1 protein-coding gene is annotated in these 242 nt (G+C 65.7%); it reads right to left on the bottom strand.

The annotated features are described in order from the left end of the window. A partial coding sequence (locus SB751_RS34500) for a GntR family transcriptional regulator (RefSeq protein ID WP_410749554.1) occupies positions 1-242 on the bottom strand: 242 nt, incomplete at both ends.

Raw genomic sequence — 242 nt, 5'->3', positions numbered from 1 at the left:
CGGGCTTCGAAGATGTCGTGCGCTTCTTCCAGGCTGGGGCGGGCCACCGCCGCGCCGCGATTGGGGCGCAGGTCGACCAGGCCTTCGCTGAACAGGCGGGTCAGGACGCCGCGGACGATGGTGCGGCTGACACCGAAGCGTTCGCCAATGACGTCTTCGGGCAGCTTGTCGCCGGGCAGCAGCGCCTGTTCGATGATCGCCTGCCGCAAGTTTTTGTATACGATTTCCGTGCGGTTCACGTC

Origin of the sequence: Cupriavidus sp. SIMBA_020, from assembly GCF_046535395.1 — a bacterium.
Classification (GTDB): domain Bacteria; phylum Pseudomonadota; class Gammaproteobacteria; order Burkholderiales; family Burkholderiaceae; genus Cupriavidus; species Cupriavidus campinensis.
Note: the sequence above shows the minus strand (reverse complement) of the source record. Positions and strands in the feature narration are given on the sequence as shown.